At 55.7% G+C, this 25,418-nt stretch carries 19 protein-coding genes; 9 read left to right on the forward strand and 10 right to left on the reverse strand.

Annotation, left to right across the window (positions count from 1 at the left end):
* Positions 1-471: 471 nt before the first annotated feature.
* The 5 genes from LMS44_RS04760 to LMS44_RS04780 all read right to left on the reverse strand — a co-directional run bounded on the left by LMS44_RS04760 (position 472) and on the right by LMS44_RS04780 (position 7,859).
* A complete protein-coding gene (locus LMS44_RS04760; RefSeq protein ID WP_278371122.1) occupies positions 472-2,820 on the reverse strand; it encodes a TonB-dependent siderophore receptor in 2,349 nt (782 codons plus the stop codon).
* A 527-nt stretch (positions 2,821-3,347) separates the two neighbouring features.
* Positions 3,348-4,247 carry an ABC transporter substrate-binding protein gene (locus LMS44_RS04765; RefSeq protein WP_278371121.1) on the reverse strand — a complete coding sequence of 300 codons (900 nt, stop codon included), beginning with the start codon at positions 4,245-4,247 and terminating at the stop codon, positions 3,348-3,350.
* A 170-nt stretch (positions 4,248-4,417) separates the two neighbouring features.
* Positions 4,418-5,362: an alpha/beta hydrolase gene (locus tag LMS44_RS04770; protein ID WP_192539498.1), complete on the reverse strand. Its 945-nt coding sequence runs from the start codon at positions 5,360-5,362 to the stop codon at positions 4,418-4,420.
* Positions 5,363-5,427: 65 nt separating this feature from the next.
* Positions 5,428-6,723, reverse strand: a complete 1,296-nt coding sequence (locus LMS44_RS04775; RefSeq protein WP_278371120.1) for a lysine N(6)-hydroxylase/L-ornithine N(5)-oxygenase family protein — start codon at positions 6,721-6,723, stop codon at positions 5,428-5,430.
* Positions 6,724-6,746: 23 nt separating this feature from the next.
* Entirely contained in the window at positions 6,747-7,859 is a 1,113-nt protein-coding gene (locus tag LMS44_RS04780; RefSeq protein WP_278371119.1) for a GNAT family N-acetyltransferase, read from the reverse strand.
* A gap of 210 nt (positions 7,860-8,069) precedes the next feature.
* On the opposite strand from LMS44_RS04780, the gene LMS44_RS04785 reads away from it, so the two are divergent.
* On the forward strand, positions 8,070-9,716 hold the full coding sequence (locus LMS44_RS04785) for a cyclic peptide export ABC transporter (RefSeq protein ID WP_278371118.1): 1,647 nt from the start codon (positions 8,070-8,072) through the stop codon (positions 9,714-9,716).
* On the opposite strand, the gene LMS44_RS04790 is transcribed toward LMS44_RS04785, so the two are convergent.
* Complete coding sequence (locus LMS44_RS04790; protein ID WP_278371117.1) at positions 9,702-10,325, reverse strand: cytochrome b; 624 nt, start codon at positions 10,323-10,325, stop codon at positions 9,702-9,704. The two genes, LMS44_RS04785 and LMS44_RS04790, sit on opposite strands and share 15 nt — an antisense overlap.
* On the reverse strand, positions 10,318-11,262 hold the full coding sequence (locus LMS44_RS04795) for a siderophore-interacting protein (RefSeq protein ID WP_278371116.1): 945 nt from the start codon (positions 11,260-11,262) through the stop codon (positions 10,318-10,320). The genes LMS44_RS04790 and LMS44_RS04795 overlap by 8 nt, the downstream gene beginning before the upstream one ends.
* Before the next feature lie 187 nt (positions 11,263-11,449).
* Between LMS44_RS04795 and fhuB the strand changes: the two genes are divergently transcribed.
* Positions 11,450-13,450: a Fe(3+)-hydroxamate ABC transporter permease FhuB gene (gene fhuB / locus LMS44_RS04800; RefSeq protein WP_230805910.1), complete on the forward strand. Its 2,001-nt coding sequence runs from the start codon at positions 11,450-11,452 to the stop codon at positions 13,448-13,450.
* Positions 13,451-13,502: 52 nt separating this feature from the next.
* Complete coding sequence (locus LMS44_RS04805) at positions 13,503-15,164, forward strand: multidrug ABC transporter permease/ATP-binding protein (protein ID WP_233973835.1); 1,662 nt, start codon at positions 13,503-13,505, stop codon at positions 15,162-15,164.
* Positions 15,165-15,210: 46 nt separating this feature from the next.
* Here LMS44_RS04805 and LMS44_RS04810 read toward each other — a convergent pair whose 3' ends face one another.
* The 3 genes from LMS44_RS04810 to LMS44_RS04820 form a co-directional block, all read right to left on the reverse strand.
* Complete coding sequence (locus LMS44_RS04810) at positions 15,211-15,486, reverse strand: HigA family addiction module antitoxin (RefSeq protein WP_039860845.1); 276 nt, start codon at positions 15,484-15,486, stop codon at positions 15,211-15,213.
* A 27-nt stretch (positions 15,487-15,513) separates the two neighbouring features.
* Positions 15,514-15,795: a type II toxin-antitoxin system RelE/ParE family toxin gene (locus LMS44_RS04815; RefSeq protein ID WP_041157732.1), complete on the reverse strand. Its 282-nt coding sequence runs from the start codon at positions 15,793-15,795 to the stop codon at positions 15,514-15,516.
* Between the two features lie 116 nt (positions 15,796-15,911).
* Complete coding sequence (locus LMS44_RS04820) at positions 15,912-16,793, reverse strand: AraC family transcriptional regulator (protein ID WP_278371114.1); 882 nt, start codon at positions 16,791-16,793, stop codon at positions 15,912-15,914.
* Positions 16,794-16,912: 119 nt separating this feature from the next.
* On the opposite strand from LMS44_RS04820, the gene LMS44_RS04825 reads away from it, so the two are divergent.
* From LMS44_RS04825 to LMS44_RS04850, 6 genes are all read left to right on the forward strand, one after another.
* On the forward strand, positions 16,913-18,916 hold the full coding sequence (locus LMS44_RS04825) for a TonB-dependent receptor (protein ID WP_278371113.1): 2,004 nt from the start codon (positions 16,913-16,915) through the stop codon (positions 18,914-18,916).
* Positions 18,913-19,944 (forward strand): methyltransferase, encoded by a 1,032-nt coding sequence (locus tag LMS44_RS04830; RefSeq protein WP_278371112.1) that lies wholly within the window; start codon positions 18,913-18,915, stop codon positions 19,942-19,944. The genes LMS44_RS04825 and LMS44_RS04830 overlap by 4 nt, the downstream gene beginning before the upstream one ends.
* Positions 19,941-21,185: an MFS transporter gene (locus LMS44_RS04835; RefSeq protein WP_278371111.1), complete on the forward strand. Its 1,245-nt coding sequence runs from the start codon at positions 19,941-19,943 to the stop codon at positions 21,183-21,185. The genes LMS44_RS04830 and LMS44_RS04835 overlap by 4 nt, the downstream gene beginning before the upstream one ends.
* Before the next feature lie 74 nt (positions 21,186-21,259).
* Entirely contained in the window at positions 21,260-21,814 is a 555-nt protein-coding gene (locus LMS44_RS04840; protein ID WP_190373824.1) for a sigma-70 family RNA polymerase sigma factor, read from the forward strand.
* Entirely contained in the window at positions 21,815-22,840 is a 1,026-nt protein-coding gene (locus LMS44_RS04845; RefSeq protein WP_278371110.1) for a FecR domain-containing protein, read from the forward strand.
* A 94-nt stretch (positions 22,841-22,934) separates the two neighbouring features.
* A complete protein-coding gene (locus LMS44_RS04850; protein WP_278371109.1) occupies positions 22,935-25,397 on the forward strand; it encodes a TonB-dependent siderophore receptor in 2,463 nt (820 codons plus the stop codon).
* The last annotated feature ends 21 nt before the right edge of the window (positions 25,398-25,418 follow it).

Here is a 25,418-nt window from a genome sequence, read left to right on the forward strand (position 1 = left end):
GCTTTAGTGGATACGATCTTGGAAAAACCAAGGCCTTAATATATTATTGTGGCTAATAAAGTACTATGTGCTACTCGGGCAAATGGTAACGTTCAATGGCAAATGGAGCTTTAATATTCTTAATGTTGTGCTTGGGGTTTTCGGCTAGCAAAGCCAGTTTGATATAGGCTATTCGTGAGTCTCCATATCACCTAATATGTAATCAATACCATGAAAGTGAAGCAGCATACTATCGTCTGCGTTTTTTTTATCCACTACTTGGAGGTGGCTGGTGGGTGTTTTAATGTTGCTGTCAGCGATATGTAAGTTGTGGCAATGTATTTAGCTGGAGGATATTTCTAGCATTTATTTTTGGTATGGCCTGTGCCAATAATTAGGACAGAAGGCTGATGCTAAGATTGGATAATATTGACAGAAAAATCTGTGTAGAATGAACCTGGGAGGTCACATAGTCCTGACCTCCCTTTCAGTTCAGTAACTATAATTTAGGTTAAATGTAAAGTTACGAGGATCTCCATAGTAATTGTGTCTAGTGTTAACTCGAACCGTCGAATAATATTTTTCATCAGTAAGATTATTCCCCTTAAAGCTAACATCAAAGTTTTCATTGAAGCGATAACCTAATTGAGCTGAAAGTAAGGTATAGCCACCTTGCTCCCAGCGATTAGTGCCATCTTCGGCATAAATACTGCTGACAGTGTTAACACCAGCACCAATACGCCATCCTTGGTTGGCATCGTCAGAGAAGCGATAACGTGTCCAAAGTTTGAAGTTATGCCGTGGTGTATCAGGTGATAGCGATAACCCCTCCAGACTTGCATCACGTGTATACTCAGTATCCGTATATGCGTAACTGGCACTTACATCTAAACGTGGTAATGGACTGCCGGAGATCTCTGCTTCAAAGCCACGGCTGCGCGTCTCTCCAAGCGGGATAGAGAAGGCAGAGTTATCGGGGTCTGTGTAGGCTCGGTTCTGATCCTCAATATTGAATATAGCAAGATGCCAATTGAGTTCGCCGTCGGGTGATCCACCCTTTATACCCGCTTCAATTTGTTCTCCTGTGCGTGGCTCGATAATCTCACCGCTAGATTCGATCTCTGTTTGCGGCTGAAAGATCTTTGACATGCTTGTATAAAAGTTAATGCTTGGGGTTATTTCATAGATAGCCCCGTAATAAGGAGTGAATTCGCGACCACTGCCAGCTCTATGTCGCCCCCAATCTCCCTCAGCAAGGTCTGATGTGATGTCATACCAGTCAAGGCGTCCGCCAGTAACGAGTGTCAGGCGTGGTGTGACAGACCAGTTAACTTGCCCATACAGGCTCTCTTGGCTCAAGTCAGAACTGACATATCCAGGATAAAGAGAATATTCATCCGGTTCTGGCAGTTCGTGGGGAGAATAAATGTTTTGGAGGGAGTGCTGATTAAAATAGTCACCTTCTCCGTAAGCATACGGGGTGTAGCTGTCGTTCTTATTGTAGCTGGCCCCCAGAGTGGTAGCATGTTCGGCCTCGAATAGATTGAATGGAGTCGTTAGTCTCGCCTCCAGCGATTCACTCTTAGTTCGATTAGACCAGGAGCTATTACGTGTCAACATATCGCCTGAATCTTCATCAAGCACTAGAGCACCTTCACTGCTTGTGACATTCATTCTATATGTTTCGATCTGGTTAGCTTTTAAACTAAAGAAGCCACCATTATTAAGATAGTGTTCTAGATCAGCAAAATAGCGTGTCGCATTTGCGTGCGAACGATCCCATGACGAACCGAGATAGGTTGAGCGGTCAACATCGAATAAGTTGCCGTTGCTGGCTACGGGCAAACCAGAATGCGGACGGGAGTCCTCTGTTTGTCTAGCGACGCCGACCGATAATGTGGTATCAGGGGTAAAGTCGTACTCCAGCGTGCCGTAGCCAATAGCATTTTGTGCATTAACCTCATCGACGAACGACTCTTGTTCATCGTAGACCCCCACAATCCTGCCGCGTAGGCTACCATTCTCGTTGAGCGAACCTGTGACGTCAATTGTACTTCGATAGGCGTCCCAAGAGCCGGCAGACAACGACATATCGAAGCCGAAATCTCGCCGGGCGCGTTTGCGTGCCAAGTTGACAGTGCCACTGGGTTCGCCGCTACCCGTGAGTATTCCCGTAGGTCCCCGCATAACCTCAATACGATCATAGAGAGCCGTGTCGTAGAGGCCCGTATTGGCTAATGAGCCATAAGGTGCTTCAACACGGCTTCCATCCAGCATAAGAGAATCAATATCATAGCCGCGGGATCTGAGTTGATACTGATTTGTTCCGTATGACATTACACTAATGCCAGTAGTCTGCTCCATCGCTTCTTTGAGAGAGGTTAAGTTTTGATCGTTGAGCCTTTCGCGGGTCAATACACTGACAGATTGCGGAATATCCTTGATGGCCTGTTCGCTCAAACCGATAGTGCTGCGATCAGTGGTAAAAGAATTGCTGCCCTCGGTAGTAGCTTCTCTAACAGCTTCTCCGATCACGGTTACTGTAGACAGCTCTGACACGTCTTTTGACGGCGCTTGCGAAGCGTTCAGTCTACTCTGTGAGGTAGAAGGGCTTTCGGGACTTCTTGGGCTGTCTTGTGCAGTAGCTAGTAGTGGCGTTAGAACAAAGGCGCAATTTATGGAGCCAATTGCAACTGCTAGCGCTCTCTTTTGCAGCGACGATTTGTACATGGAAATGATACCCTTTGCTTTATGCGTATTTGAAATATAATTGTTATCATTTAGATTTAATGATTGTTGAACCTTTTTGTCAAGCTGTGAGTAGGTAACATTAGGCTGCACTTCGTTGTCAGGGGCTATTGGAGGGGGAAACCCCAGCCTATACGCTTCAAGGCCTTGCAGATATCATAGCTTGAAGGCCATCGTAGACAGCTTTATGAAGGGGTAGACTTGAATCAATAAGTAATTATTGCGCTAACGATCTTGCTGCTTAAAGGGAAAAACTACTTAGGAGCAGCTTTTGAAGCCTTTCAAGAGGAGGTTTTTGTCAACGTAATCTTTGTGAAGAACATTCATTTATGTAGCTTCCTTCTGCGCTACCTCAGGCCCAGCAGGCTGCCGCTTTCTCGTATCTTCTGACCAGCGTTCCGATTGTGCAGCTAGGGCAATACAAGGTATGTAGCTTGGGCAGAATGCTTTATCAAGGCCCTGGTGGCGCTTTGTCTGGGGAGACGGCGTATCCGGCTGTGCTGATGCTCAGTGTTGTATCAACAGGTGCAGCCCAATCAGGCGACAACTATCCTGGCACCAGGGCCTCGCGTTAGTGCGATCGATTTTGATGCTGCAAGACGCTGAAGCTATTTTATGAATTAAGGCTCATCGATTGCCTCGACCAAAGCATCTGCAAAACGTTGTGCTGAAGGCAATCCTCCAGCAAACCAGAAAGTACCAGGTAGCACGATAAAGTCACCACGCCGAACACTGGGGAGATGCTGCCACATAGAGTTTTGTGTCAGTTGACCTTCGAAATCTGTCGGATGACGAGAGCTAATAATTACCAGTCTTGCATCAATACCTAATAGGGCTTCAATTCCTACCAATGAGTATCCCCATTGATTTGTTGTTTCGTGCCATGCATTGTCAATTCCCAAGCGTTGAGACACGGCCTGTGGCAGGCTGTTTTCGCCAAAAACGCGAACATGTCTTTCCCCCCAGAGCTGGACGAAAAGAAGCGGCGTACCATCATTGCGAAGGCGCTCTTTCAGACTATCTAAGTGCGTATCAGTTTGGTTGATGAGGTGGTTAACCTCTCCCTGCTGCCCTACTAGCTGGCCAAGTCTATAAGTGAAGATCAATAGGCGTTCCCACAAATTTCCATCGCCAGAGTAGGGGTAGCTATCAACAATAGTCACTGGCGATACTGAAGCAAGTCGAGGTTCTAGATTGCTTTGCCAAGGAGCAAGTAATGTCCGGGTTGGCCTGATTTGCTGAAGGAGCTCAATGTTTGGTAATGGAGAGCCAGCCTCAATAATTTTAGAAAGTTCGTAGGTGCCACCTGTCCAAAAGTTGAAAGACTGCCTCTGGCTAATTATGACTGGAGATACTCCTAGCTCGATAAGTGTCTCTGCGATTGGAAGGTCTAGGGCTGTTATTGCTGTAGTGGGCGATGAAGCTGCATAAAGGCTAGATGATATAAATGAGGAAAATATCAAAGAAGTGGCTATCAAGTATGAGAATGAGTGACGGATGATCGCAAAAAAGTTAGACATTGCATTTCCTTTTCAACTATCGCCGTAGTGTAAACGATAATCGTTGGCTTTATCTACTCCTTGGATCTTCCCTAGCTTTGAGGGATAGCAGTGATTGATAAATTGTCTTCTGACGTTTTCAGAAGACAAATAAATTAATAATCTAATTTTATCAATATATTATAGATCGATCAGGTCTGGTGGCTTTTGGGGAGATGGAGCCGTAGCGCCTTGGCAATATCCGCGCGTACCTGATCGGTGGCTTCGGGGGCGATGCTGCCCAGGCGTGCGAAGTCGTGCACCATGCCGGGGTATATGGTCAGTTGGGTATCCACGTTCGCTTCCTGTAAGCGGTTCACGTAGGCAATGCCTTCATCGACCAGGGGATCATGTTCGGCCAGGGCGATAAACGCAGGCGGTAGGTTTTTGAGTTCTGCCGCCTCCAACGGCGCAAAGCGCCAGTCGTGGCGTTCCTCATCGCTATTTAGATAGTGGCCAAACATCCACTGCAGGGTGTCTGCTTCTAGCAGGTAGCCTTGTGCATATCGGCGGTGAGACTCGCTGTCCTGCCAGGCGCTGGTGCAGGGGTAGAGCAAAATCTGGCAGCGTGGAGGGTGCCAACCATTATCACGCGCTGACATGCAAAGAGCCGTGGCTAGGGTTCCCCCTACACTGTCACCACCCACGGCGATACGTGAGGTATTGAGCCCCATCTCTTCGCCATGCTTCAGCAGCCAGCAATAGGCATCTTCAGCGTCGTGAAACGCTGTCGGAAACTTGTGCTCGGGAGCCAACCGATAGTCGACAGCCAACACTGTGTAACCAGTCGCTTGAGCGATGCTCTGGCAGAGCGAATCGTGGGAATCCAGGCTGCCCAGTAGGTAGCCGCCGCCATGGAAGTAGAGCAGGATGGGCGATAAAGACTCCTCGCCTTGGTAGTGGCGTAGTTCAAGGCGATATCCATCTCGGCAGGTGATACTCAGTGCCGTTGCATCGTTAGCTATTGGCTCATCAAGCATCTGTGATGATGCCTCGTAGGCAGCGCGTGCCTGTTCTGGTGAGAGCGAGTGGAAAGGCGGATTGCCGCTATCGGCGATCAGGTCTAAGAAAGCGGCGACATCAGGATGTAAGGACATAATGGGCGTAAGTCTCGGTGTTAGGGGCCGCTTTGGGAGAGCGGCCATGCGTTGATAGTGCTTGGTTAGTCCGTGCTTACCAGTGATGGAGTTGATGCCTCTGACTGGGCTGCTGGTAACGCCTCATTAAGTACTTCACAAATCTCACTCGTCCGTGCCGCCAAAATCGATAGCAGGGTATCGCTCAAACCATGGGTGGGTTCGCAGCTGCCTTGCAGGAAAATAGCCGGTTTGAACTCAGGCTTGGTGTAAAGCTGATAGTGGCGGTTGACGGCAAAATCAGGCAGGTAGTCCGCAACGGGGGCCAGTAGCCGTTTATGGGTGTCGCGTACATAGCCGGTGGCTAACACCACGGCGTCGTAGCGGGTGATATCCGTATGGCCAGTCTCCAAATCACGCACGTTTAGCTCGACGCCTTCAGGGCTTGCTTGACTGCCGATAACCTCATGGCGACGGCGGAAGCGGTGGCGGGCCTGACCGGTCACTTTTTGCTGGTAGAACACATCGTAAATCTCCTGAATCAGCGCCAAGTCAGGTGCCGAGTAGTTGGTGCTTTTGTACTCCTGCAGCAGCGCTTCCCGCTGGCCAGTGGGGTTGTTGAACACGTAGTCGGTGTATTCGGGATTGAAAATCTCGTTGACAAAGGGGCTATCGTCCGAGGGTTTAAAGGCCCATGCCCGGCTAATCAAATCCACCTGAATGCCTTCGCGGTTGTGCAGATCAAGGAAGATTTCAGCGGCGCTCTGGCCGGCGCCGATCACCGCGATGCGTTTAGGAGCGTCTTGCTTTGCCAACTCTCTGAGGTAGTGGCTGGAGTGGAAGACCCTCGGGTCGCCTTTTAGCCCAGCGAAGCATTCAGGCACATTAGGCGCACCCCCCACGCTGATTACCAATGAACGGGTGAGCCTTTCCTGCACCGCGCCACTCTCATCCCGTGAACGCACGCGGAGATAGGCGACCTCGTCGTTATCAGTTTCGGGCAGCACTTCAAACACCTCCTCTCCATAGGTGCACTGGTGTTCAAAGTGGCTGGCCGTCCAGCTTAGGTAGTCATTGAACTCGTGGCGGCTGGGGAAGAAGGTCTGCAGGTTGATAAAGTCCTGCAGGCGGCCTTTGCTGTGGAGGTAATTGAGGAAGCTGAAACGGCTGCCTGGGTTGCGCGGCGTGACCAGGTCTTTGAGGAAGGAGATCTGCATATGGGCATTTTCCAGCAGCATATGCGGGTGCCAGGCAAAGCAGGGCTGACGCTCAATAAACAAGGCATCCTTCGCTTGCCCTGCCTGGCGCTGTTCATCAAGCGCAATGGCCAGGGCAATGTTGGAGGGGCCGAAGCCGATGCCGATCAAGTCGTGAATATGCATAAGAGTCCTCGTGGCTGACGTGTTTATGGGGTGAAACGTGGGTCGGGTCGTGGCGCAGACCCAGGGTGCGGAGGCAGCGGGATCCAGCTGCGCTCGTTAAAAAAGTGTTCGCGAAGCTGCATACCGAGCATGGCCCGCTTATGGGGGAAATCGAACGCCTTAACATGGGCATAACCGCACTGGGCAAGGTTGCGCAGCATCTTGGCGTTATCCACGCGGGGCTCGATCACCAAGCGCTGGGTGCGGCAGTCATCCAGAAACAGATAGTGCGAGGTGGAGGGCATCCAGGCAGCCACATAGGGTTGCCCACGAAAAGCAGCCTCGCCGATCAGCACGTGCCAGCCGCGGTCAAAGTCACCGACATCGTAATAAGCGCCGATGCGATCCTCCTTGGCCCAGTAGGTCTCAAAATAGCCGAAGGGCTCGCCGTCGATACAGCCGATCAATGGCACAACGCTGGGGTTCTGGAGCGTGCTCTCCAGCCGCTTGCGATGCTGTTGCAAATCACCCTGCTCTTCCCAGAAGTGAGCGACAACCGGGTCGTTCATCCAGCGGTTGAAGCGTTCAAGGTCAAGCTCCAGGTCAAGCACTCGAAAGCTCAGGGTGGCATCCAGCCAGGGAATATGGCGCTGATAGACCGTGCCACTGGGGCGCGGTGGGCGGCGTGGGTGTCGCTTTCCATTCTCCAATATGGGCTGCTGCGGGTAAGGGCGCGTGGGGGGCGAGTTAAGCCAAAGTGTGGGTAACTGCCAAATTAACTCGGCATAGGCCCAGAGTTCCCCATGGCTATCTTTAACCGCGATGCCGGCGGCACAAAGGTTAGCGTGCAAAACACTAGGTAGCTGAAGGCGTAGCGCAACATTGGCCGGGTAAAAGGCAAAAGCCCCTTCGATAGCGGCAAGCAATGCCGTGCGAGGTGGCGCGGAGCGATGCGGCCAGCGCAGCGCCAAGCTGTGGTTATCATCCACCAGTGCCCATTCCAGTTGCTCTTGGTCATTCTTCACGTGAAGTGACTGGGTGGTAAGGTCGTAGGTGACTTGATAGTCGTAGCCCTCGGGGCGTGAGAGCAGCGAGGCCACCGCGTGGCTTTCAGTTGGTGCGTGTACCTGTGGTTGTGCCTGGATAGAACTGGACACCGCTAAGCTCCTATCAATAAGAACGAATCAAAGAAACGAATTAAAATCACCCCGCCGGAGGGCGGCGTTACTGACTTCCTTATCTAAGGACGAATGAGAATGAGGCTTGTTTACATAAATATTGGTTAACTTTTTGCGTGAGCGGTTCGTCATTAGAGATAGGTCTCGATTTCCAGTCGTTTTTTCTAATCGCTTTCCAATGAGGTGAATGTGCTTCCCTATCTGATTCGTCGAACCCGCGGGTTGATGACCGCTGCTGCGCTGGCCAGCATTCTCTCGGGGCTTTTCAGCGTGCTGCTGATTGCCCAAATCAATGCGGCGTTAAACAGTGATGCCGCCAGCCGTGCCAATGCGGCTTGGGGCTTCGCGGGGATTGCTGTGGCCCTAATGGTCTGTCGGATGGTGTCGACGGCGCTGTTTGAGCGGTTGGGGCAGCGTGCTCTGGCCGAGTTGCGCAGTTTTGTCGCCCAGTGCGTGGCCGAGACCCCCTTTGCTCGGTTCGAGCGTGTTGGTAGCGCGCGGATCCAGTCGGCGCTCACCGAGCACAGCAACAATGTGGCGGTACTGTTCGTTAGCTTGCCGGTGATTTTGACCAATACGGTCATCGTGGTGGGGTGCTTGGGCTACCTGGCAATGCTTTCATGGCAGGTGTTTTTGTTTGCACTTGGGGTGATTGGGCTGGGTGCTGTCGGTTACCACTTGGTGCACTTACGCGCTATTCACTACCTCCAGGATGCCTCGTCAGAGCAGGATCGATTGTTTGGTCATTTCCGCGCGCTGACCGATGGTGCAAAAGAGCTACGCCTACACCAGCGCAAGAGCCGGGTCTTTATGGATCAGATACTGGGGGAGTCGGTTGAAGGCGTGCGGCGGCTGCGCACCTATGGCATGTCGCTGTTCGTGATCTCGACCAGTTGGGGGCAGTTCCTGATGTACGCCTTTATCGGTCTGGTATTGTTTGTGTTGGCGGGCGATGGGCCTAATCAAACCCAGGTAATGACCGGATTTGCCCTGGTGTTTGTGTTTATGGTGACCCCCCTTGAAGGATTGCTGATCAATATTCCGCGGATCAATATGGCGCGGGTAGCCGCTAGCCGAATTGATGACATCACACGAGAGATGCCCCAGGGGCAGGAGAGGCAAGCGTCACCTCAGGTGCCTGCTTTGCAGCGTCTTGAGTTGCGCGACGTCACCCATCAGTACTACCACGAGCAGAGCGATGACTTCTTTGAGTTGGGGCCGATTAATCTGAGCTTTACGCCGGGGGAAGTGGTGTTTCTGGTGGGGGGCAACGGTAGCGGTAAGACCACGCTGGCCAAAGTAGTGGTGGGGCTTTACCCGCCGGAAGGTGGCGAGGTATTGCTCAATGGCGAGCGGGTCGAAGCGGATGGCTGGGATGCCTACCGGCAGCTCTTCTCGGTGGTGTTCTCGGACTTCCATCTCTTTGAACGCCTGTTAGAGGCACCGCGTGATGGTCTGGACGAGGAAGGCAACCGCCTGCTGGCCAAGTTGCACCTGCAGCACAAGGTGCGGGTTGAAAACGGTGCGTTCACCACCCAAGCACTCTCCCAGGGGCAGCGTAAGCGTCTGGCGCTGGTGGTTGCCTACCTCGAGGATCGGCCCTTCTTGGTGTTTGACGAGTGGGCGGCGGATCAGGATCCGTTATTCAAAGAGGTGTTTTACTGCGAGGTGTTGCCCGAGTTAAAACGCATGGGCAAAGCGGTGCTGGTCATCACCCACGATGACCGCTATTTCCACCTCGCAGATCGCTTGGTGCGGCTAGAGAGTGGCAAGCTGTTGGCTGCTGAGTCTGAGACTGCCGAAGAGCCGCTAGCGGAACCCTCACCGGCCTCTTGACCCCACCATACGCGCCAGTACCCGATCTTTGAGCCAGAAGCGGTGAATCAGCACCATCGTGATGTGGCCGATGACTAATCCACATAGCAGCCACGAGAGCGGGCCGTGAAGGAGCTCGGCTGGGGCGATCATCCAGGTGATATCGCGTTCCGCTTCGGGCAGCAGCTCCATGCCATAAAAGCGTAGCGCCCCGCCGCGGCCGTACTGGCGCAAAATAGCGAAAGCGGGCAGCCACATTAGTAGCCCATAAAAGGTGATATGGACAAAGCGCGCCAAGCGCCCACCTAGCCCTGGCGTGTGGGGCGGGCGTTGTTTGCGATTTATCCATGCCCAGCCAAGGCGAGCCAGCGTCACGATCAAAATCATAAATCCTAATGAGCCGTGAGGCCCGATGCTCGCCAAGAACAGCGTGATAGCGTTTTCGCCCATTCCTCTCCAGGCCAGCAACACGGTAAATTGCAGCGTGACTAGCGCGGCGGTCAACCAGTGAAGTGTACGGCTGATCCGCCCATAGCAGTTGGGGCTGTCTCGCCAGCCAATAGGCGTTCGAACTGGCTTGCTTGTGAGATCACTGTTTAACGCCGTGTTGTTTGCCGTTCCTTTAACCATTGGCCTTGCCCAGGCGCCAGTAGCCCATGCTGGTAACGTACTGCTTGGGGAGCCCACACTCGTTGACTAAGTAGCGGCGTAGCTTCATGGCGACCTTGGTTTCAGCGGCGATCCAGGCGTAGAAAGGCGCGTTGTCATCCAGGGTGGCGGGTTCCCAGAGCGGGCCGTCCTCATCGTTGCTTTCATCGTTGGTCGTGGCGCTGGTAGTGACGTTAGTAGGAATGCCGCCTAGCGCTTGAATTTCCCTATGTAAATCAATATCGCGTACTGCTCTCATTAGTAGCTCACCATGTTGGCAGCCGGACTCAGCGTCACGTGCCAGCCAGCGCAGCTTGGCGGCCTGGGGCAGAGGCTGAACGTCGTCGCCGCGAGGCACTTCGAATAGCGCTTCGACTTTGGGTTTGAGCGGCAAATCATCAAGGGTTTCCAGAATGCCGGCAGCAGCGGGTAGGGCGGTTTCATCGGCGATAATCAGAATACGGCGCACGCCTTGGGGCGGCTTCCACTCGTAGCCCAGCTTTGGGCCTTCCGCGTTAGCGTCGGGGGCTGTCATGGCAAGGCGGTCACCGGGACGAGCGTGCATCGCCCAGCGCGATGCGGGGCCATTGTCGCCGTGGAGTACAAATTCTACGTCCACCTCGGCCTTCTCCGGGCGCAGGGTGCGAATGGTGTAGGTGCGCGCTGAGGGCCTTTGGGCATCCGGCAGTGCGCGGTAGGCGCCGTACCAGTCGTGTTCTTCCAGCTTGGCAATTTCAAACAGCGGGTCGAGACTACCACCGCCTTCGGGAAAGAATAGCTTGACGCGCTGATCCGGTGCGTAGGTCGCCATTTGGCTGACCTCTGGGCCAGTAAAGGTGAACCTGACTAATGAGGCGCTGACTTGGGTGCGCCGGGCTAGGGTGATATCGAAAAGCCGGTAGCTCGGTTTGGCTGCCATGGTGATGTCTCCTTTATATAAGGAGTCAATTGTAGTGCTAATTATTATCATTTAGAATCGTTGTTAGTAATTCAATCGCTAATTTCCATAAACTCGTTTGCATAAATAGTAAGGCTAAGAAAATGACGCTGCTGCCTATCACGTCTCTTTTGGCGAACTGTCCGGTTATCACAAAAGGGTGCTCGCTATGTTAGGCGCCGCGCAATTTACCCAAAGAATGGGGGGAATGTCGCCCGCTAAAGCCTGCTTGTTGCTTAGCCTGCCGATGGTGGTGCTGTTTTGGGTGGGTCTAGAGGGCCAAGGCGGTTTCGCGCTGGGCCTGCAGGCATTAGTGGCCCCCACTTTTGAGAACGTTGACGAGCTGCTGCTTTACTACGCTTGGTGGCCGCGCCTCTCTATCGCGCTGCTAGCCGGGGGCGGCTTGGGGTTGGCAGGCGTGCTGATGCAGCAGGTGCTGCGCAACCCGCTGGCCTCGCCCACCACCCTGGGGGTGGCATCGGGCGCTAACCTGGCGTTGATGACTGCCACCTTGCTGGCGCCGGGGCTGCTTGTCGCCGGGCGCGAATGGGTCGCCTTATTGGGTGGCGCGCTAGCGGTTGGATTAGTGTTTCTGCTCTCCTGGCGGCGCGGGCTGGCGCCGATCGTGGTGGTGCTGGCGGGCCTGGTGGTCAATCTGTACCTGGGGGCACTCTCCACCGCGCTACTGCTGTTCAACCACGAGGCGCTCTCCGGGCTACTGATTTGGGGAGCGGGCTCGCTGGCGCAAAACGGTTGGGACGGCGTTGCAATCCTCTGGCCTCGGCTGGCGATTAGCTGCGTGGCCGCGTGGTTTTTGCTTCGCCCCTTGGCGGTGCTGGAGCTGGACGATGCCAGTGCCAAGAGCCTGGGAGTCTCGCTGACTTATCTGCGCTTTGCGGGGATGGGGTTGGCAGTGTTTATTACCGGCAGCATTGTCAGCGTGGTGGGCATCATCGGTTTTATCGGCTTGGCAGCGCCGAATATCGTGCGCATGGCCGGTGCGCGCCGCTTAGGGCCGCGGCTAATCTGGTCGACGCTATTAGGGGCCGTGCTGCTGGCTACCACGGATCTGCTGCTGCAGCAGTTCGGTGGCATGGTGGCAGCTTTTATTCCTACCGGGGCGATTACCGGTGCCCTGGGGGCACCGCTGTTAATGTGGCTGATTCCGCGCCTGAAGCTGCAGGGCGACCAGCCGCCGAAAGGGGCGGGGGTTTTCGCCCGTCGTCACCCAGCGCCTTCACGTTTAGCCACTGGTTTAATCCTCGCGTTACTGGGGGCAACGGTTCTCGGCTTGCTGTTTGGCCAGGGTGTAGATGGCTGGTACTGGCTGGCGCCCAATAACTGGAATGTCATGCAGTGGCGCATGCCCCGGGTGATGGCGGCAGCCGCCAGCGGGTTAATGCTGGCGATTGCCGGGACTATTCTCCAGCGCCTTTCCGCCAACCCCATGGCCAGCCCCGAAGTACTGGGTATCAGTGGTGGCTGTGCCATTGCGCTGATTTTGGGGATTTTCCTGCTGCCTGCGCCCACCAATATGATGCTGATTGGCGTGGGTACCCTGGGTGCTTTCGCGACGCTGCTGGTGTTGGTGGGTATCAACCGCAAGAGCGGTTATCTCCCCGAGCGTTTACTGCTCACCGGGGTGGCGGTCAGCGCGCTGTTTGATGCAGTGCGCAGCGTGATGCTGGCGGGCGGCGACCCTCGTGGCCAGCAGGTGATTGCCTGGCTGGCGGGCTCCACCTACTACGTGGATATCACCAATGCGGTGGTGGTCGGGGGCATTGCCGCTGTATTGGCGCTGATCACGCTGCCCTTCACCCGCTGGTTGGATATCTTGCCCTTAGGCGCTCCAACGGCCAAGGCGCTTGGGGTAACCCTCAATCGAGCCCGTTTGGCGTTGCTGCTGTTGGTGGCCTTGTTAACCGCCTGCGCCACCCTGGTGGTGGGGCCGCTTTCGTTTATTGGCCTGCTGGCGCCGCATATGGCGCGCTTGGTCGGCTTCTCCCGGGCGGGTCAGCATCTGCTGGGAGCAGCGTTGATCGGCATGTTATTGATGGTGCTGGCTGACTGGGTGGGGCGCCAGATTATTTTCCCCTATGAGATACCGGCAGGCTTGGTCGCTTCACTGATCGGCGGTGCCTACTTTATGTGGGGGCTGCGGCGTTTGTAATCACCAGCGCTTTTAGCTGTTAAAGAAAACAGAATGCCGGGGAGTTGTGGTCATGGAGCTGTTGAAGATTGTATGGCGTGATTATCGCTGGCCGTTTGTGGCCGTGGTACTGCTTAGCCTGACAAGCGCTGGCCTGGGCATCGGTGTCATCGCCTTTATCAATCAACGGCTGCTGGGTACCTTCACTGACCCCTGGCGCATCCTACCCGAATTCTTGGGACTGATCGCGCTGCTGCTGGTCATTACCCTGGCATCACAGTTAGCGCTGACCACGCTGGGTCACCATTTCGTTTACCGGCTGCGGGGGCAGTTGATCAAGCGAATTCTGGATACCGATATCGAACGCACCGAGCAGATTGGCAGTGCGCGTTTGCTGGCGAGCCTCTCCACCGATGTGAGTTCAGTGACCGTTGCTTTTATACGCTTGCCGGAGCTGGTGCAGGGCGGGGTGCTGACGATAGGCGCTACGCTCTACTTGGCGTGGCTTTCGCCTGCCATGCTGGGTGTCACCGCGCTCTGGGTGATCGTGACTATTTTAATTGGCATACGTCTGGTAGCTCGGGTCTATGGGCATATGGCCAAACTGCGCGACATACAGGATCGTCTCTACGCGGATTACCAGTCGGTGATCGAGGGGCGCAAAGAGTTGGCGCTCAACCGTGACCGCGCCGAATGGCTGTATCGCGATGTCTATACGCCTAACGCACAGGATTGTCGGCGTCATTTTATTCTTGGTGATACCTATCATCTCAGCGCAGTGAACTGGTTCAACATCATGATGCTGGGCGCCATCGGCGTCGCGTTCTTTTTGGCCAACGGCCTGGGTTGGGCATCGGTGCAGGTAGCCACTACTTTTTCACTCACGCTGCTGTTTTTGCGTGCGCCGTTGATGCAGGCCATTGGCGCTTTTCCGACGCTGATTAACGCCCGAGTGGCGTTCGAAAAAATCAGCAGCTTAGACCTGGCCGAGCATCGCGAGGCATTCGGCCACTCTGCGCTGCGCCACGACTGGCAAGAGCTAACCCTGGAGCAGGTTAGCTATCGCTACCCGGATGAGGAGTCTCGGGCGGGTTTTGCCATCGGCCCTATCGACCTGACCTTGATGCGTGGCGAGGTAGTGTTTCTGATCGGCGGTAACGGCAGCGGAAAATCGACCTTGGCGAGGCTGCTGACTGGGCTCTACCAGCCCCAAAGTGGCTGCGTACGGGTCGATGGCAGGCCGCTGCAGGAGGAAGACTGGACACGCTATCGCCAGCACTTCTCGGCCATTTACACCGATCTGCACCTGTTTGATCGTTTGATGGGCCCAGCGGGCGAGCCACCCGACCCGGCGCTGGTGGAGGAGTGGCTTGCCGCGCTGGGCATGCATAGCAAGCTCGACTTCGACGGCGATCGCATCACCAACGTCAACCTCTCCCAGGGCCAGCGCAAGCGCTTGGCGATGCTATTAGCGGTCGCTGAACAGCGCGACCTATTGCTGCTAGACGAGTGGGCCGCCGACCAAGACCCCCAGTTCCGCCGGGTCTTTTACCGTGAGCTCTTGCCGCAGTTGCGAGCGCTGGGCAAGACGCTGGTGGTGATCAGCCACGACGACCACTACTTCGACCAAGCCGACCGGCTGCTGGAAATGCGACAGGGGCAGTTGGTAGAGCTCACCGGCGAACAGCGAGAAGCCGCCAGCCGCGATGCGGTGGCCCGGGTGGGTAGTCATTGATGTGAGTCGCTTAGAATAATTAGTTATAGTGAGTGATATCGCTTAGCTAAGCTGCGCCCTGGTTATGGCGAAGCTGAAATAGGTCATAATTGGTTTGCATGGATAGCCAGAATTCGGCGCTTCCGGCATGCAATTTTTCTAGAGCCAATGCCATTTCAGGTGTGACGGAGGCGCTGCCGTTAATTACCCGGTTCAGGGTGTTACGGTGGCAGCCGAGTTGTTCAGCGACCGATGCCACGCTGCCAATCTTGTGGCCGTCTTCATCCTCAATCAGACGTTGCCGGATAATGCGACCCGGATGTGAGGGGTTATACATCGCCATTGTTTCTTCTCCCATCAGTGATAATCGTCATGGTTCAGAAGGTAAATAGTCCAGCAGGTAAACATTACCGTCTCGGAACTCGAAGAACAGTCGCCAGTTACCCGACACCTTGATGGCATACTGGCCGTCCAGTTTTCCAGTTAGAGGGTGAAGGCCCCAGTTGCCAGCCGCTATATCGTCGAGACTTGTGGCTGCGTCCAGTACGGTCAGACGATCACGGAGACGGTCGACATGATCGGCACGAACGCCCTTGGTGCTGCCTTTTTCAAAAAGCAGTTTTAGTCCCTTATGCTTGATGCTTTTAATCATCCATCGTACCGGCTTATGCCTAACTGGCTTTTATTTATTGTAGTGTGTCGCGCGACAGTGTGCAATTCCGCCGGAACTCGCTCGGACAGCTGCATCAGTACTCGCAATACTTGTTATCAACTTTTGCGCTGTTTGATGGCTTTAGGGGCATAACCGAAGAAGCGTGTGAAGGCTAAGCTAAAGTTACTTGGGTGCCGATAGCCCGTGGCGTAGGCGGCCTGAGCGACCTGTTGACCGCTCTCCAGCAGCGTATGGGCGTGGCGCATGCGCTGTTGATGAAGAAAGTGCTGAGGCGTCGTGCCAAACATGCGACGAAATCCCTGCTTAAGCTTCTGCTCTCCTAGCCCCACTCGTGCTCCTAGATAGGCCAGGGGCAAGGGGCGATCCAGTTCGTTGAGAAGGATCTCACGGGTCTGAACGATGCGCTCGGCGTCTGCGCTGGCGATAGTCTGTGTAGGGCAGGGTTCCGGCAGCAGCATCTCAAGTTGTTCCCCCAATAAGCTCAAGGCGTGAATGTGTTGCTGGAGCCGAGCGCTGCCTGTTTGGAGGCATACCTGGAGCGCCTGCAGATGTGCCCGGCTGACCGGCGACGTAGGCTGAAAAGCCAGCGGTCGAATACCCCCAGAGGCAGGGAGTGCTGCTTGATATCGCTCGCCCAGGTAGCGCGTTAGCCAGCCAGTACTGGCGACAAGGCGTAACTGAAGCACTGTTTCCCCTTCCGGTATATGGCGCTCCCCCTGGCTGTGGTTAAAGGTGGTTACCGTGGTGTGACCGTGACCGAAATCGATGCGCGGCCCCCAGCGCTCTCGGTAATCAGAGTGGCCTTGTAGACCAAAGGTCACAATCACGCCTGCGCCCGAATGGGGTGTGCGGCTCTCTTCGACGAGCGCTTGTTTAGTACGGTAGCGGGTTAACACTACCGAGAGGCCATCATCCAGCACGCAGCATTGAGAACCTTGCAGAGAGTCGCCAATGGGGCGTGATGCATCGCTACGCATAAGAAGTGAATTGGTTTGCATATGAATGAGTATGATAATTGCTATCGTTTATAGCTAGCCTACTCCCTTGAAGGTTCCCGCGCTAGTCGGGAGCCAGAAACAGCACTAAGGGGGGGGCGATGCAGAGCAAGGGGTTGAAAAGAAATGCAGTGGTGGTGCTTCTGCTGGGGGGATGCAGCGTGGGCAGCATCGCTAAAGGGGAAGTACTACCCGTGGTGAAGGTAACGGCTAACAAAGTCGCGCAGACTGAGCAAGAGGTACCGGCGAGCTTAGCGGTAATATCCGGCGAGACGCTGGTGGATGCCGGTGCTTCCAATATGGGCGACTTGGCGCGCTATGCGCCTGGGTTGAGTTTTCAGCCTTTTGGCCAGTCGGGTACCGCCCTGCCGGTAATGCGTGGGCTAACCTCAGGTGCTACCGCTTTCTCCTCATCAGTCCTAATGCTGGTGGATGGGGTGCCCGTCGTGGCTGGCCAAGGGTTTGATCACAACCTGCAGGGTGTGGAACGGGTTGAGGTGCTGCGCGGGCCCCAGTCGACGCTCTATGGCCGCAACGCCGAGGCAGGCGTGGTCAGCCTGCATACCCGTCAGCCGGATGCAGGCCCCTATGCCGAACTGGGGGCTACGCTGGGCAGCCGTGATCTGAACGCGCTACGCCTCGATGCCGCTCAGGCACTCGTACCCGAGCAGCTCTATTTTGGGGTCAGCGGGGAGTGGCGCCAGCAGGATGGCCTCGTGGATAACCTGGCGCGTGCGGGTGAGGCAGATGACCGCCAGCGCAAGAGCGGGCGGCTACGTCTACTCTGGACGCCGACCGCGGATACGGACGTTACTCTGCGCTATGGGCAGTTACACTACCGCGACGGTGCGGCTCCTTGGGGGCCTGTCGGGGCAAACGGTCACGATACGCGTCGCATTGACTCCCCCAGTCCCGGTAGTAACCGCTCAAGCGGGCGGGATATTTCCCTGGATGCGCGTCATGCCTTAGCGCCTGATTTGACCCTGCGATCCATCACGGCGCGGCGGGAGATCCGTGATCGCGTCACCCAGGATACCGATTTAACGCCAGCTCAGCGCTTTGCCGTCGGGCGCGACCAGCGTTTGACCACCTTATCCCAGGAACTGCGTCTGGAGCGTCAGGGTGATGAGGGGCAGAGCAGTTGGGTGCTGGGCCTGTACGGTGACCGTGATGATCATCAACTGCAGTTCGAGCAACGCAACCCGATGGGCACCCAGCGCAGTGAGGCGACGCTGGAGGCTGAGAACCTCGCGCTGTTCGGGCAGTGGACGTTGCCGCTGGGCGAGCGTTGGCGCCTAACACCAGGCCTGCGCATAGAGCAGAGCCGGGTGGCGTTGACGCCCCGGGGAGCCGGGCAGCGCAGCGAGCGTTGGGATGATGTTACCTCGCAGTTGGCCCTGCAGTACCGCTTGGGTGACGACGACTGGTTGTATGCCCGCTATGCCGAAGGGTTTCGCGCCGGTGGCTTCAACGCCTTCTCTGCTCAGAGTGACTATCCCGGCTACGAACCTGAGCAAGTGGCTTCCTACGAGCTGGGTATCAAGGGAACAGCGCTTTCGCAACGGTTACGCTATGGGCTAGCCAGCTACTGGATGACCATTGACGACATGCAAGTCCAGCAAGTTATTCAGCCCGGTAGTGTGCAAATCACCAATGCTGCCGCGGCGCGTTCCCAGGGCGTAGAGCTGGATATTGACTACCTGCTGGGCGGACATTGGACGCTCCAGGCGGGCCTGGCGCTCAATCGTACCCGATTTCGCGAGTTCAACGATCTTAGCGGTGACCACGCCGGCCACCACAACCCCTTTGCGCCCGATATTAGCGGTCGGTTGGGGCTGCGCTACGACTCACCCCAGGGCTGGTATGCCCAGGCCAACCTGAGTGGCATGAGTAAGACCTACCTGGATGCGGCCAACCGCTTCAGTCGTCCTGGTCATGCCCTGCTCGATCTGGCTGGCGGCTATCAACAGGGGCCATGGCAACTGGGGGTCTATGTGAACAACACCGCTGACCGACAGTACGATGCGGTGGGCCTGCTCAACGGCACGATACGGGAGTACAGCCCGCCCCGTGAGATTGGCTTGCGTGTGGGGGTATCGTTATGAGCCGGCCCGCGGATGCGCTTCCCCATGCGCTGCAGCCCTATTGGGATCTATCGCTGGCCGCTGTACAGGCCGAGGCCCTACAGCTTGCCTTAGCAGAGGATCTATTTGAGACGCTAGCGTCACCCTGCACCCCTGAGGCACTGGCACAAATGCATGCATGGCAGCCCGAAGCCACGCGCCACTGGCTGACGCTGTTATGGAGCATGCAACTGCTCGACCGAAGCCGCGATGCCGCGGGTGAGTGGCACTACACCAGCAGCGAGGTGGCGCGGCGCTATCTGGCGTCTTCCTCAGCGTTAGACTGTAGTGATGCCTGGCGCTTTCGACTTGCTTCCCTGCGCGATTTCGGTGCCGGGCTAGCCAATGGCTTGCGCGGACAAAACCGGCCAGCACCGCTGGCCAACGGTGAGCGCTGGGCCGTGGCAGCGCGCGGCCATCTGGCACGCGAGCAGGCGGCGGTAACGGCGCCTGCCGCCTGTGAATTGGTGGCACAACGGAGGACGACTGAATCAGCCTGGCGGCTGCTGGATCTAGGCGGTGGCCCAGGGCTGGTCGCTGTCGCCCTGGCGAAGGCGTTTCCACATATGCACGGCGTGGTCTTTGAGCTGCCCGAAGCAGCCGATGTGGCGGCGCAACATATTACCGAAGCCGGCCTGGCCTCGCGTCTTGATACGCGGGGCGGCGATCTGGCGAGGGATGACCTCGGCACCGGGTACGACCTGATCTGGTGCTCTTCGGTACTGCATTTCGTGCCCGAGCTTTCGGCCAGCCTAGCCAAATTGCATGCCGCACTAAAGCCCGGCGGTGAGTTGATCTGCGTGCACGCTGAAATTCCCGCAGAACCCGAGGCGGCCCGCCGCATGCTGTCCTATTACCTGCCGCTGCTGTGGCAGGGGCGCCGGGTGACTCAGGCCGGTGATCTGCGTCAGGCACTGCTGGCGCAGGGTTTCGAGGTGTGTGAGGCGCAGCCGATTGCGCTTCCCATGGCGCCTGCCACGGCTCTGGTGGCGCGTAGGAGGGCGAAATGATGCGCGGCCTGACCGCCCGGCAACTGGCGTTCGGCTGGCTCCACTTTGCTCTGGCGCTGCCCAGTATCTATCTGCTGTTGGGAATGCCGCTGGTACTGCGCGAGCAGGGCTGGAGCGGTACCCAGATTGGCCTACTGCAACTGGCGGGCCTGCCAGCGGTGCTCAAACTGGTGATGGCGGTTCCCGTTGAGCGCTGCCGCCTGGGTGGCGGAGGCTATCGCGCCTGGGCTGGTCTGCTCGGATTGCTGTTGGGCTTGGCGTTGCTAGGGTTAGCGTACGACTTCCCACTAGCGCAGCCGCCGCGTTTCTATGCCTGGGTGCTGCTGATCAGTTGGTTGGCGACTTGGGCTGATGTGCCCGTGAACGCGCTGGCGATTCGCTGTCTGCCCGTCGAAGAGCGACTACGCGCCGGGGGAATTCGTTCGGCGGCGCTGTTTCTAGCCGCGGTGGTGGGTGGCGGCCTACTGCTGGTCGTGCACGAGCGTGCAGGGGGAGCAGTGCCCTTCGTACTGATGGCGTTGCTATTGGCCGTGGGAGGACTCCTATTACGCTGGATATCGTTACCGCCAGAGACCGGCAGGCAACGGTATGTCTCGGTAACGGAAGCGGTTCAACCTGTGAGCCATAAGGGGGTAATGGGCTTTGTCCGTCAGCCAGCCGCAGGTCTTTGGGTAGCCCTGCTGATGCTACTCTTTCCCTTCGTTGGCGCCGGTTGGGTCTATCTAAAACCGCTGTTGCTCGACCTGGGGATGCCAGCGGAGCAAGTCGCCTGGTGGGTGGGGGTTGGTGGTGGCATATCGGGCGCCCTAGCGAGTCTGGCGGGGCAACGCCTGGCACGGAGTATTGGGCTTGGCCGAGCCTTGCCGCTGCTAGCCGCTTTGGCAACGTTAGCCCTGGCGAGCCTGGGGGGAGTGGGTTACATGGCTGCGGGGCATGCCCTGTGGCTGGTGGGAGCGGGACTGTTGGCCTGTGCCATGGGAGCGCTATCGGGCGTAATGTTCGGCCTGATGATGCACTTCGCCCGGTCAGGGTATCAGGCGCTGGATTACGGCCTACAGGCGAGCCTGTTTACTCTGTCGCGTTTGGCTGTACCTGTGCTAGCCGGTATTTTGCTAGACCGGCTGGGCTACCCGGCTATGTTCACGGCGCTGGCGCTAGGCATGGCGGCGGTGACGGTGATGGCGCTGCTGAGGGGTAGTATTTTGCAGGGTGCCATATCAAAAAGTGGAGAGGTTCGTTGAGCACTGTGCATTGACACTGTTTGTGAATTGAAAAAGAATAAGAATCATTTTCGTAGAAGTGAGGCACTTTTTATATGGCGGCGGCACCCCGATCAGCCGAGCCTGCGGCTTACCATACCGGCTGTCGAGACTCCCTCGGTGAGCTGTATCACCACCATCAGCCTTGGTTGCAGCAGTTGCTCAGCCATCGGTTGGGGTGCAGTGAGTCGGCGGCGGATCTGGCACAGGATGCGTTTGTGCGGTTACTGAAAACGCCCCGCCACCTGGATAGTTTCGAGGGTGCCAGAGCCTATCTTAGCCGCATGGCCAAAGGGTTGTGCGTGGATCATTGGCGCCGCCAGGATATCGAGCGCGCTTGGCAGCAAGCCCTGGCGGCCAGTGCTGAGGCGCATTTGCCCTCTGCCGAACACCAGCAAATTGTCATCGAAACACTGTGCGAAATCGACCGCATGCTGGCGCGGCTACCCGAGAAAGTCGCTAGCGCCTTTTTGGCTTCGCAGCTACACGGTAAACCCTATCGGCAGATTGCTGAGGAGCTGGGGGTTTCCGAACGCATGGTCAAAAAATATATGGCTCAGGCCATGCTGCAGTGCGCGTTGATCGAAGCGGGCTTCGAGGCGAGTCTCTAAATGGCCTCTGCCGCCAGCTCCGATGAAGCCGCCAGGCGTCGTGCGTTGGCGGAGGCCGCCGAATGGTTTGCCGAGTGGCAAGCGGGGGAGTTGTCGGCAACAGAGCGTCAACGCTGGCAGGCATGGCGGGATGCCAACGACACCCATCGCTGGGCTTGGCATCAAGTGGAAGGCGTCAGCCGCCGCTTCACTGACAATCTAGGCAAGGATGAGCGGCAAACCGCTGACAGCGTGATTAGCCTGGCGCGCCAGCAGCGGCGGGGGCGTCGTCACCTGTTGGGTGGGCTGGCAAGCCTCGCGCTGGTCTCTCTACTCACCGCAGCGCTCTGGCAAAGCACACCACTGCCACGACTAGTACAGCAGTGGGGCGCTGATTATCATACCGCCACCGGCGAAATCACTCACATCGTGTTGGAGGATGGTACCCAGGTCTGGCTGAGCAGCGCCTCGGCGCTGAACGTCGATTACGACCAAGAGCAGCGCCGTTTGGCGCTGGTGACCGGCGAGATACTGATAGAGACCGGCAAAGACACTGAAAGACCGTTTTACCTGGATACCCGCAGTGCGCGACTCACGCCCTTGGGGACGCGTTTTAGCGTGGGTGAGCAGCCATCAGGCGAACTGCTAGCGGTGTTTGACGGCACCGTGTCTATCCAGACCCTGGGCGATGCTCAGCATGCGAGCCAGCGGCAGGTGGTCACTGCCGGGCAGCAGGCCCACTACGCCGCTGACCGCATCGGGGAACTCACCCCCGCCGAAGGCCGTCGGGAAGCCTGGGCCAACGGGATTCTACTGGCCGAGAGCATGTCGCTTAAAACCTTCGCCGCGGCGCTTAGCCGCCATCACCGTGGCCGCCTTGAGGTCGACCCGTCGGTGGCGGATCTCACGCTGCTCGGCGCTTTCCCGCTCGATGACCTAGAGCGCACCCTGAACATGGTAGAGACCACGCTGCCGGTGAAGGTGCGCCGGGTAATGCCCTGGTGGATCAAAATAGAGGCAGGCGAAGCAAGCTCCAGCGAGGAATAAAAAGAGCAAAAATTGGTTTTTCTGGTTCCCCTTTTTCGCGCTGGTTCGATTCCCCTTTATAAGCACTTAAAACGTATCTGCAAGGGGAACCGACATGCTCCAACAGCGCACTGCACCTCAACCGCTTACTGCCAAGCACCAACCGACGCTTAACCGCCGCGCCTTGGCGCTGGCGGTTCATTTTGCCGCCGCCGGACTATTAGCCGTGCCGCTGCTATCGCAGCCCGCCATAGCTCAAGTCACCCAGCAGCAAGCGCGCCACTATGATATTGCTAGCGGCCCGGTAAGCAGCGTCATCAACCGCTTCGCCGCCGAAGCGGGAGTTTTTATCAGCGGAGCTGGCGAGCTGGGGGAAGGGCGCCAAAGCCCCGGCCTGCAAGGCCAGTATCGAGTCGATGAAGGGCTGGAGCGGCTATTGGATGGAACGGGTTTAACGGCAGCCCGGCAGAGTGATGGTAGTTATCGGTTGGAAGAACGGGCGGCTGATGTGGCGTTGACGACGATGCGGGTGGAAGCCGACTGGGTTCAAGAGACAGCTACAGGGCCTGTAGACGGCTACGTGGCGACTCGCTCTGCAACAGGCACAAAAACTGACACTCCCCTTAACGAAGTGCCACAGTCAATATCTGTCATTACCAGCGATGAAGTTGAGGCGCGGGGGGCGCAATCAATCGGTGATACGTTGAATTATACAGCGGGGGTGATTGGTCATTCTAATGGGCTTGACCCTCGACGTGACTTTATTTCGATACGCGGTTTTGGCGGAACAGAATACTTTTATCGCGATGGTTTAAGGCTCACAGGGTTTAACAATCAGGGTCGAACCGTCTCTGAACCTTATGGGTTTGAACGCATTGAAGTCCTGCGGGGGCCTTCATCAGTCCTTTATGGGCAAGGTGGCCCAGGTGGGATTGTCAACCTGATCAGCAAAAAGCCTACAGAAATACCTCAAGGCGAAGTACGAGTGTCCACAGGAGGTAACGACCATCATCAAGTCAATACTGATGTAAGCGGTTACCTAGATGATCAAGGGGAGCTTAAATATCGCTTTGTAGGCTTGCTAAGAGATGCAAATGCAGAAATTGATTATACAAAAAACGATCGCACTTATCTTGCACCAAGCTTCTCTTGGATACCAAATGATAAAACATCTCTTACATTACTAGCAGAATATAAAGAAATAGATACAGTTGGTTCTTATATCGTACTTCCTAGGGTTGGTACACTAGACAGTAACCCTAATGGCCAAATTCCACGTTCACGTTATGTCGGTGAACCTGGTGCTGACAACTTTGAACAAAATTATTTTTCGGTAGCCAGTTTATTCGAGCATGAGCTTAACGATACAGTAACAATTCGACAAAACACACGTTATAGGGAAGCGGAAACAGATATTACAAATATCTATGCTGGCCAAATAATGGATGACCTACGCACGATACCCCGCTTTGGGTTAGCACGCGATGAAAAAATTGACGCTATCACAACTGATAACCAGCTACAGTTTGATTTAGATACTCAAGGAGTTGACCATAAAGTATTAGTAGGTGTTGATTGGCAAAAAGCAAACAATGATCTCACCTATTACTCCGTTCAGGGTCTTGCTCCATTAGATGTTTTTAATCCTATCTATGGGGCTAGCATCCCCATACAGGAAATTTCAGCTCACGCTTCACAAGAGCTTGAGCAAACAGGTATATATCTGCAAGATCAAATTAAAATTGATGAGCGTTGGGCTTTGACGCTTGCTGGTCGTCATGATTGGAGCAGTCAAACAAATCGTGATCGGACTGCAGATACAAAAAATAAAGTATCTGACAACGAATTCACATATCGAGCAGGACTCGCTTACACTGCAGATAACGGCCTCACGCCCTATATTGGTTACTCTACATCATTCTTGCCAGTGGTAGGCCAAGGTGCTGGGGGTGCCACTTTTGAGCCAGAAACAGCTCAGCAATATGAAACGGGTATAAAGTACCTCTCTCGTGATGGCAATCTATCTATTACCGGTTCAGTTTTTGACCTCACGCGCCAGAATGTTACGACGGCTGATTTAGATAACCCCGGCTTTAACCAGCAGACAGGAGAGTGGCGCTCCAGAGGCCTCGAACTTGAGGCAAGAGCGAGTCTACCAGTTGGCGTAGACTTAGTTGCCAGCTATACCTATCTCAACCAAGAAGTCACCGAAAGCAACGGAGATGATCTAGGAAAAAGGCCAACGGGGACGCCCGAGAATATGGCAAATTTATGGACTAATTATCAGTTCGAAAATGGCATGTTAAGTGGATTAGGCCTTGGGGCTGGCGTACGCTATATAGGCTCAAGCTACTACGATAGTGCCAACGAAAACTCACTTCCCTCTACGACACTGTTTGACGCATCATTGAGCTATGACTTTTCAAAAGTCGATGCTAGCTTTGATGGCTGGCATGCACAAGTTAATGCAAATAATGTCACCGACAAAGAGTACGTAAGTGACTGTGGATATTTCGGTGACTCGTGTAAGTATGGTGTTGGAAGAAATGTGATAGGAACGATATCCTACGCTTGGTAGAATGAATCCCCTAAAGTTAAC

It is taken from the genome of Halomonas profundus, assembly GCF_020865425.1.
GTDB classification, from domain to species: Bacteria; Pseudomonadota; Gammaproteobacteria; order Pseudomonadales; family Halomonadaceae; genus Vreelandella; species Vreelandella titanicae.

Excerpts from the sequence above, each read along its gene's own strand:
- LMS44_RS04790 (WP_278371117.1), bottom strand. The coding sequence starts at position 10,325 with ATGGTTAAAGGAACGGCAAACAACACGGCGTTAAACAGTGATCTCACA.
- LMS44_RS04765 (WP_278371121.1), bottom strand. The coding sequence starts at position 4,247 with ATGTCTAACTTTTTTGCGATCATCCGTCACTCATTCTCATACTTGATA.
- LMS44_RS04825 (WP_278371113.1), top strand. The coding sequence starts at position 16,913 with ATGCAGAGCAAGGGGTTGAAAAGAAATGCAGTGGTGGTGCTTCTGCTG.
- LMS44_RS04795 (WP_278371116.1), bottom strand. The coding sequence starts at position 11,262 with ATGGCAGCCAAACCGAGCTACCGGCTTTTCGATATCACCCTAGCCCGG.
- LMS44_RS04840 (WP_190373824.1), top strand. The coding sequence starts at position 21,260 with ATGGCGGCGGCACCCCGATCAGCCGAGCCTGCGGCTTACCATACCGGC.
- fhuB (WP_230805910.1), top strand. The coding sequence starts at position 11,450 with ATGTTAGGCGCCGCGCAATTTACCCAAAGAATGGGGGGAATGTCGCCC.
- LMS44_RS04835 (WP_278371111.1), top strand. The coding sequence starts at position 19,941 with ATGATGCGCGGCCTGACCGCCCGGCAACTGGCGTTCGGCTGGCTCCAC.
- LMS44_RS04845 (WP_278371110.1), top strand. The coding sequence starts at position 21,815 with ATGGCCTCTGCCGCCAGCTCCGATGAAGCCGCCAGGCGTCGTGCGTTG.
- LMS44_RS04775 (WP_278371120.1), bottom strand. The coding sequence starts at position 6,723 with ATGCATATTCACGACTTGATCGGCATCGGCTTCGGCCCCTCCAACATT.
- LMS44_RS04810 (WP_039860845.1), bottom strand. The coding sequence starts at position 15,486 with ATGGCGATGTATAACCCCTCACATCCGGGTCGCATTATCCGGCAACGT.
- LMS44_RS04850 (WP_278371109.1), top strand. The coding sequence starts at position 22,935 with ATGCTCCAACAGCGCACTGCACCTCAACCGCTTACTGCCAAGCACCAA.
- LMS44_RS04770 (WP_192539498.1), bottom strand. The coding sequence starts at position 5,362 with ATGTCCTTACATCCTGATGTCGCCGCTTTCTTAGACCTGATCGCCGAT.
- LMS44_RS04820 (WP_278371114.1), bottom strand. The coding sequence starts at position 16,793 with ATGCGTAGCGATGCATCACGCCCCATTGGCGACTCTCTGCAAGGTTCT.
- LMS44_RS04830 (WP_278371112.1), top strand. The coding sequence starts at position 18,913 with ATGAGCCGGCCCGCGGATGCGCTTCCCCATGCGCTGCAGCCCTATTGG.
- LMS44_RS04815 (WP_041157732.1), bottom strand. The coding sequence starts at position 15,795 with ATGATTAAAAGCATCAAGCATAAGGGACTAAAACTGCTTTTTGAAAAA.
- LMS44_RS04805 (WP_233973835.1), top strand. The coding sequence starts at position 13,503 with ATGGAGCTGTTGAAGATTGTATGGCGTGATTATCGCTGGCCGTTTGTG.